The following is an 8,127-nucleotide window of genomic DNA, read 5'->3' on the forward strand; positions in this document are numbered from 1 at the left end:
GAACTGGCGACATGCTGATCACCGGCCCATAGAACCCCGGCGCTGACCTGCACAGAAGCGCGATCCGGGGTCCTTCCCGCCTGGCGGGAGGCCATCACCAGATCTCTACCGCGCCGCCCGCCAGGCGGTCCGTCTGCTCAGCCCGAGACGGTAAGCCGCCGACGTGTGCACAGTTCGCCGTATGAAGAACGAACTGCTCCACGGAGACCTCTGCCCGCTGTGCCGCCGCCCGCTCACGCTGCGCCCGACCGTCATCGTCCGCTCGAACGTGCCGTACCCCACCCGGTCCGACTACCTGCCCCACTGCACCAGCTGCGCCAACGACCCGGTCAACGCGCAGAAGTGGAACGACCTGATGAACGAGCGCTACGGCAGCTGACCCAGGCCGTGCGAATGCTGCGCACGACGCTGCGGCGGGCCGGCCGGGACCACTTCTGCGACGGACTGGCGGATACGCACGGATGAGTGGCGTACCAGGACGTCCCACGTCTTCAGCACCGCTGTAACGTTGTCCGCAAACGATCGGGGGGATTCAGTGACGAGGTCCTTGCACTTCGGCTGGGAGCTGAGCGGCTCCGGCTGGGCGACGTGCAGGATCTGGGACGGCTCGACGAAGCATCGGGACATCGTCAGCTACGGCACAAACGCGCTCGCCGACTTGTTGAAAGGCGTGACGGGCCTCTACGGTCCCCCTGGCATCCAACGGTTCTCGTTCGACCTTGAACCGGCAGAGGCGCGGTGGATTCTTCGTCGCCGAAACAACGACGTGCACATCACGATCCGTCGCTTCCCGGACATGTCGACCAGCTTTGACGCACCGGACGGGAAGGGCGCCCTCGTGTGGACGTCCACACGTCCTCGCACATCCCTGGCACATGCGGTCCTGATGGCTGCCGAGAAGGTGCGGCGAACCCACGGCGAGGACGGCTACCTCCAGCAGTGGCAGCTGCACGCCTTCCCCACCACCGAACTGGAAACCCTCCATCACCTGCACCTGGCAGCAGATGACTGCGCTGCCCACCACTGAACCAACGGTGCCTCACCGCGCAGACAGAAGTTAAGCCAGAAGATGCCAGCAGGGACGGCAGACGGCATCTCCGCGGGGGAAGCAGCGCGGAGGCCGGGTTCACGGTCGAGCCAACCACGCCAGACAAGGGGGCCGAGATGACGGCCCCCGCAATCTGACCAACCCGCGCCCACCAGCTCCATCGGCTCCACCAGATACGTTGCTGCCCGCCGGCCACGAAGTCGATGAGGAGCGTCCGTACAAGTCGGTCGCCTGCCCCTTGCCTGCAGGCGACCCGGTTGTAACCAGTCGGCTGCGGCTGAATATCCACTTTCGGCGGCAATGTGATCGTGACAGCCTCAGGGTGCCCTGGGGGAAGGGGGCAGGGGGAGCCCGTGCCTGACCAGCACTTCGGGGGATACACACCTGCACCGTGCACCAGCGCGCCTTCGCGCGCTCTTCTTCCGGGCTGACCCAGCTCAGCTCTCTAGACAGGTAAGCACGTGCGAAGATCCACCCTTCTCCGAGGCAGACGGCGCGCGATACGCGCCGGCCTGAGGCGCAGCCTTGCGGGCACGGCCCTGACCACCGCCTCCACCGTTCTCGTCGGCCTCGTCCATGCCGTTCCCGTGTCCGCCGTGGAGGTACCACCGGACCACGAGCCCCCTTACCGGCCAATTAGCCTCGGCGAACAGGCCCGCCTCGACCGCTGCTCGGCCGGTGTGGCTCTGCACGTGGGTGGTCCGGAGCTCAAGAAGGTCGCTGCCAAGGCGCTCACCGGCCCGCCGGAAGAGCTGGCCGTCGCCACCGACCCCGTCGGCACCATGTGGCCACTGAGCCAGGCGATGGTGAAGGACCGCGACTACCCCGAAAGCTCCCCGACCGTGACCACCGAGCGTCGGTTGCGCTGGGAGGCGGCCAACCAGACGTATTGGCAAACGGGCTGGGGAAGCGTCGAAAAGGACCCCCCGCAATTCGGAAGTGACATCGCCGCCTTCACCCTCAGTTCACAGCGTGACCTGTGGTCAAAGATCGGTACGGATGGCCATGCCATGGCGTCCAAGACCTCACTGGACCGGGCAAAGGCGGTCGCAGATGAGATCAAGGGCAAGGACATCCACAATGACGCGCTCATCAAGCACATGCTCGAGGATGCGACGAGCCCTCACTACCGGAGCGTGACAGCGAGCGACATTGCACGCTTGCTGCGGCACGGCGGCTTCCTCGCGCAGACTCCCGCCGAGAACTCCGCCGAGTTCCGGATGGAGGTCGAGGCACTCAAGGTGGCCTGGGGTTCGTGCGACAGCCGCAACCCTGATGACTTCTACCGCGTAATGTCGCCCATGGTCGTGACCGCGCACATGGAGTGGGAAGCGGAGTACGCCGCCCAGGCCAAACCGCGGGCCGACATCATCAACGCAGAAGTCGCCGCGGCCAATGAGGTCCGCAAGGCCACTGACGCCATGATCGAGTCGCTCGGCCAGGCATGGCTCGCCGACCAGATCCTCAAGTGGCAGAAGTACTGGGCGGGGCAGACGGCGACCACTCGTCCCAAGCCCGCCGTCTTCACCCAAGCGACCAAGGACCTCACAGCCGCCCGCACACGCGCCGCTGACCAGGCCAAACTTGCCGCCAGCGCCTCGGCGGCCGCTAAAGCCGCCGCCGACAAGGCGAACACGGCGCAGAACACCGCCTGGACCATCGCCGACGCGGCGAAGACCCCGCGGGGCCGCGGCCTGCTGTTCGCCCAACAATCCGTGCAGGTCGCCAAGGCTTCCGCAGCGGCCGCCGAGGCCGCCGCGAAGGCCACCCTGACCGCGTCGAATGCCGCGAAGGCGACCGTGGCCGACAGCAAAGCGCTACTGGCGCTCGCCAAGACTCAGTCGCACGCTCTGCAGACGGAGTTCCGCAAGACCGCAGCACTGGAGGCCGCTGCGCAGGCGAAGGCCGCAGCCACCGCTGCCACCACCCAGGCCAAGGAGGCCGCCGCCAACGCCACCAAGGCGAAGAACGCCCAGGCGACCGCCGAGAAGGCCCAGGAGACGGCGCGCGTCGCGGCGTCGACTGCCAATGCGCAGCGTGTGAAGGCCGAGCAGGAGAAGGTCCTCGCCGCGAAGGAGCGGCAGACCGCGGCCACCGAGCGTGCCAAGGCCCAGGCGGCCGAGCAGCGCGCGGCCAACGAGCGTGAGACGGCCGGGCACGCCCGCACTCAGGCGGAGGGCGCCGCGAAGACGGCCGACGAGCAGCTCACCGTGGCGCTCCTCGCCGAGGGCAGGGCCGCCGCGGCGCGTGAGAAGGCCGAGGAGGCGGAGCGCAACAAGAACGCCACCGCCGCCCGAGCCGCCGCCCTGGAGTCGGCCGCCGCCGCGGCCGTCGGTACCAGCGCCGCGGGCGAGACCCGGGAGGCGGCAACCGCCGCCCGAGCCGCCGCCAACGACGCGGCCTCCGCGGCCACCCGGGCGCACGCCGCCGCCGGCGAGGCGAGCACCGCGGCGCAGAACGCCCGCGCCGCCGCCACCCGTTCCGATGCCGCGGCGCAGCGCTCCCGCGCGGCCGCCGACAAGGCATGGTCCGCCTACCAGACGGCCGTCGCCGCGGGCGCGGTGGCGCACGCCGCGGCCGCCGAGGCCATCGACGCCTCCGAGGCCGCGTCGGTGAACGCCGCCAAGGCCGAGCAGGAGGCCAAGAAGGCCCAGGCCGCCGCCCTGAAGGCGAGCCAGGAGGCCGACGCGGCCCGCGCCGAGGCCGCCAAGGCCGGGGCATGGGCGGCCATCACCGCCGGACACGCGTACGCGGCCGGCCAGGCGGCCACCGCGGCCCGCGACTCGGCGACCGAGGTGATCAAGCCCGCCAACACCGCCATCGCGATGGGCACCCCGTACCGCGAGTCGGACTCCGCAGCCGCCTTCGCGGTCCTGATCGGCCAGACCGCCCTGTCGCTGTCCGAGCAGCAGGCCGCCGCCGCCACCGCCAAGGCCGACGAGGCGGCCAAGGCCGCTGCCGCCGCCAAGGCCCTGGCCGACAAGGCCGCGGGTGACGCCAAGCTCGCCGCGCAGGCGGCCGCTGCCGCAGCCGCCGACGCGGCGGCCGCGCTGAAGTCCATGGCCGCGGCCCGGGCTTCGGCGGCCGAGGCAGCCAAGGCGGCCGAGGCGGCCAAGAAGGCCGACGCCAAGACCAAGGAGTACGTCGCCCAGGCGGGCACGGACTGGTTCCACGCCGACAGCGCCGCCCGCGACGCGTCGAGCGAGGCCGCCGCGGCGAACAACGAGGCCACCGAGGCCGAGAAAAGCGCCGCGAACGCCCGTGCCTCCGCCGACGCCGCCACCCACGACGCCGGCGCCGCCGACACGGCGGCCACGCGGGCGGAGCAGGACGCCGTCGCCGCCGAGAAGTCCGCGTCCAACGCCAATCAGGACGCCAAGGCGGCCGACGAGGCGGCCGACCGCGCCGAGGAGGAGTTCCGCAAGAGACAGGAGGAGGAACGCAAGGCCGCCCTGGACGCTCCCAAGCCCGACACCGGGCCGGAACTCACCCAGGACGAGGAAGCCCTGCTCCTCGCCCACTGCGGGCAGTCCTGCGTGGAGGAGTTCCGCAAGGCCAAGCAGCTCCTGGCCATGGACGTCATCGACTGGGTGATCGCCAACGGCGGCCAGATCCTCCTGGACGAGCTGGGCTACACCGACGCCAAGAAGTGCTTCACGCAGCGCGACGTCGAGAGCTGCCTGTGGACGCTGGTCAACGTCATCCTCGTCGGCGCGGCCGTCACCAAGATCCCGGCCGTCGCCAAGGCGATCTACCGGGTCAGCAGCGGCATCCACACGTTCTGGGAAGGCCTGGACAAGGCGCAGGACACCCTGGACCGGCTCCGTACGGTCCTTGACCGGGTCAAGAAAGGCCAGAGCGCGGTCGCGTGCCTCGTTCCGATCGTGGAAGGCGCCGCCCAGCGGGCCGCGTCCCTGGGCACGACCACCAAGGCCGGCTCACTCGCCGCCGCACCGTCAGCCCGGACCGCCGCCGCCTCCGGCGACAAGCCCAAGGTCTGCGTGACCTCGGCGCTCGGCAAGGGCAGCAAGCTCTCCAAACTGGCCGAGGAAGCCACCAAGAACCAGGACGTGCAGCGTGAGATGAACGCCCTGATCAACAAGCTATTGGAGGGCAACGACCAGCCAGGCAAGGGATCCAAGGCGCTGCCGCACGGCATCCGCTACCTTCGAGGTCAGAAGGGCGCACGACTCTTCTTCCGTGAGGTCAATGGCGGATACGAAATCATCGGCAAGTCCGGCAAGGACAACGAGCCGAACGTCATCAAGGAGCTACTGAAGGTCTATGGCTCATGAACCCCTGGTAACCGTGGAGGCGGCCGACTTCTCCGTGACGTACGTGCTGGGTCTGGACGACGATGCCGACACCGTCGAGGACGTCGACGCGATCATCCGGTCCCACGACGGCAAGAGGTGGAGTGCGAGCTTCATGACTCCCCGGAAGATCGCCGAGGTGATGGACCGTTGGTCCACCACCGGCGAGTGCGCCGGCGGCTTGTACCTCCAGATCCCCGACCTCGTGATCGTCCGCGTAGGTGGCCTGGAGGCCATGACCAGGGCCCTGGTGGACCTCTTCGGCGAGTACGGTATGGACACCAATGTGCTGCCGCGCCTTGCCGACGACGAGGACGACTGACCGGGCAGCCGCCCACCGCGGCCCCCGGCGGAAGGAGCCCCTTCCGCCGGGGGCCCCGGCCCGTCCCGGGCGCGCCACGGCCGGGCGGGCTCCTCTATCACACCCCCTTGACCGCGACCTGATCGCGAGCCGAAACGGCCGATGTCAAGGGAAAACGTCGCGGTAGCAGAGCTGGACAAGGGGGTGTAGCAGAGCCGGACAAAGGGGTCACGCGCGTCCGACCGTACCCGGACATGGGGGCGGCGGCGGGCGCACCGGCGCAGTGCGGAGCATCGGATGCGGCGCAGCGGCGCGCGAGGGTGCCGGGCATCGTCGGGTGGTGCGGCGCGCCAGGTGCGGTGGCGCACCATCTCGGTGCGCACCACGGTAGAGTCCATCGTCGTCTGGCGCACCGGAGTGGAGCCCACTCGGTGGAGCCCACTGAGTGGAGCCCACTCGGCGGAGGCCACTAAGTGGGCTCCACCGACGTCGTACATCGCCACTGGATGCAGAATATCGTGGCTCCACTCAGTGGACGATGCCCGGCATCGTCACCACAGCCAGGCGCCTGAGTGCCGCACTCGGGACAGGGCGCGGGCGTCGCGGTGGCGTTGCCGATCCTGCTCTGCCGGGAGCGAGGCCGACGCGAGTTCGCGGCGGCGAGGCGGCGCTTGGCGGTTCCCGGAGTCGCTTCCGCTGCTTGCGCACCCCCTCCTTCTTCGCGGCCTTCGACTTCGGCTTGGAAGGTGCTGGTGATGAGGGTTTGTCGAACGAGCGGACCCCGTCGGAGAGGATCGCGGTGCCGGGAAAGCGGTCGGGTCCCCTGCAAGATGGGGGGACCCGACCGAACGGAGCACCTCAGCGCTGCTTCATCAATGACGACAGAGGGTGTCGGGTTTACGGCCGACGATGGACATATGCGCGAAACCCCAGAAGAACTCGACAAGCTCCAGTCCCTCCTCGACTCCTCCCTCTCCCGCTCGACCGCACACCTCCGCTCGATCGTCGAGGGCCGCACCATCACGGCGGCGCAGCTCACCGGGGTCCTCACCGGCATGTGCACGCTCGCCCTCTCCACGGTGACCGCAAGGGCGAACCGCGGATCAGCGGCGCCGACGGGCACTTCCTGCACGGCCGGTGGCACTTCGGCACGGCACGCAGCGCTGCCAAGGCCCGTCATCTCGCGGCCCGTCCGGCCGCCAGCGTCGCCCACATGCGCGGCGAGAACCTCGGCGTGTTCACCCACGGCACGGTGGAGGAGCTGAATCCCGAGGGCGCCGAGACCACGGCCGACTGGCAGGAACTCCTCGCCTACCTGAAGGACTTCTACGGCGACGACGCCTTCGACTGGAACCGCGAGGTCGTCTACTACCGGCTGAACCCGCACTGGATGACCGTCTACGCCCCCGACCTCGACAAGCTCACCGACAGGTGACGCCGGGCCCGTCGACGACAGCCTCCATGGGTGCGGGCCGGTCGACGGTGTGAGTCGTGTCATCTGCGCTGCGGCAAGGTTCACGGGTGCGGTATGTCCCGAGGCCGTGGCGAGCACGGCACCACCCGGCAGACGGTCGTCGGCTGGCTGAAGACGCGGGCGGACGAGGGCGCGTAGCGGTCTGACCTCGGTGCCAGCTGTCGGCGCCGCTGTGGCGAGCGAGAGGTTTAGGCGGTGGTGCGGTTGCTTTGGCGTGCGGCAAGCGCGGCGTCGGCGCTGGGAAAGGTGGGCAGGAAGGTGTCCATCCCGGTGACGCTGAGCAGGCGGCTCAGCCGGTCGGGTATGGCCGCCAGGGTCAGCGAGCCGTCGGCGTCCTTGGCGCAGCGCCAGATGCCGACGAGGGCACCCAGCCCGGAGGAGTCGCAGAAGGTGACGCCCGCCAGGTCAGCGACCAGGTCTGGGTGCCCGTCGGCGATGAGTTCCAGGGCGCGGGCTCGCACGGCGGGTGCGGTGGTGATGTCGAATTCACCGGCCAGTGCGATCACGGCCAGGGTGCCGTCGGTGTGCGGGACGTCGATGTGGAGTGCGTCGGTCATGGGCGTCGGTTCTCCTGCCCGACGGAGGCGTCGGCGGTCGGGGCGGCGGCGCTGTGGGCGGTGGTGGTGATGCCGGTGGGAGCGGCATCGAGGGTGGGGACGGACAGGGCCAGCAGCGCCACGTCGTCGCGTTCGGTGTCGGGGAGGGTGTCCAGGAGTGCGACGGTGTCGTCGATCAGGGCGCCGGCAGCGACCGGGGCCGGTCGCTGGGCCAGGAAGTTCGCCAGACCGCTGTCGGCGAGCATGTGGCCATCGGCGGTGCGTGCCTCGGTCAGGCCGTCGGTGTAGAGCAGCAGTCCCTGGCCGGGTGCCAGGTGCAGGGTGCGTGAGGCGAAGGCGGCTTCGGGGAACGCGCCGACCAGCATGCCGCCCTTGGCGCGGACCGCCTCGACCCGTACATTGCCGGTCTCGGTGGGGCTGAGGTGGTAGGCGGG

General features: G+C 69.9%; 6 protein-coding genes and 1 pseudogene. 5 read left to right on the forward strand and 2 right to left on the reverse strand.

Annotated features, from left to right (window positions below; translation table 11 throughout):
* Positions 1 to 181 precede the first annotated feature (181 nt).
* From A4V12_RS17090 to A4V12_RS17110, 5 genes and pseudogenes are all read left to right on the forward strand, one after another.
* Positions 182 to 379 carry a hypothetical protein gene (locus A4V12_RS17090; protein WP_064070226.1) on the forward strand — a complete coding sequence of 66 codons (198 nt, stop codon included), beginning with the start codon at positions 182 to 184 and terminating at the stop codon, positions 377 to 379.
* Positions 380 to 547: 168 nt separating this feature from the next.
* Positions 548 to 1,027 (forward strand): hypothetical protein, encoded by a 480-nt coding sequence (locus A4V12_RS17095; protein ID WP_234372203.1) that lies wholly within the window; start codon positions 548 to 550, stop codon positions 1,025 to 1,027.
* 701 nt (positions 1,028 to 1,728) lie between these two features.
* Positions 1,729 to 5,343 (forward strand): hypothetical protein, encoded by a 3,615-nt coding sequence (locus A4V12_RS38745; protein WP_234372204.1) that lies wholly within the window; start codon positions 1,729 to 1,731, stop codon positions 5,341 to 5,343.
* On the forward strand, positions 5,333 to 5,683 hold the full coding sequence (locus A4V12_RS17105) for a hypothetical protein (protein ID WP_234372205.1): 351 nt from the start codon (positions 5,333 to 5,335) through the stop codon (positions 5,681 to 5,683). The genes A4V12_RS38745 and A4V12_RS17105 overlap by 11 nt, the downstream gene beginning before the upstream one ends.
* An 896-nt stretch (positions 5,684 to 6,579) precedes the next feature.
* Positions 6,580 to 7,097 (forward strand): annotated as a pseudogene (locus A4V12_RS17110) (pyridoxamine 5'-phosphate oxidase family protein).
* A gap of 227 nt (positions 7,098 to 7,324) precedes the next feature.
* Here A4V12_RS17110 and A4V12_RS17115 read toward each other — a convergent pair.
* On the reverse strand, positions 7,325 to 7,693 hold the full coding sequence (locus A4V12_RS17115; protein ID WP_064070228.1) for an STAS domain-containing protein: 369 nt from the start codon (positions 7,691 to 7,693) through the stop codon (positions 7,325 to 7,327).
* On the reverse strand, positions 7,690 to 8,127 hold a 438-nt coding region (locus A4V12_RS17120; protein ID WP_159028877.1), incomplete at its 5' end, for a SpoIIE family protein phosphatase. The genes A4V12_RS17120 and A4V12_RS17115, both read right to left, overlap by 4 nt.

This window comes from Streptomyces noursei, from assembly GCF_001646665.1.
In the GTDB taxonomy this organism is placed as follows: Bacteria; Actinomycetota; Actinomycetes; order Streptomycetales; family Streptomycetaceae; genus Streptomyces; species Streptomyces lavendulocolor.

Bases quoted from the DNA above. Each gene is read 5' to 3' on its own strand.
- A4V12_RS17090 (WP_064070226.1), top strand. From the start codon at position 182: ATGAAGAACGAACTGCTCCACGGAGACCTCTGCCCGCTGTGCCGCCGC.
- A4V12_RS17105 (WP_234372205.1), top strand. From the start codon at position 5,333: ATGGCTCATGAACCCCTGGTAACCGTGGAGGCGGCCGACTTCTCCGTG.
- A4V12_RS17115 (WP_064070228.1), bottom strand. From the start codon at position 7,693: ATGACCGACGCACTCCACATCGACGTCCCGCACACCGACGGCACCCTG.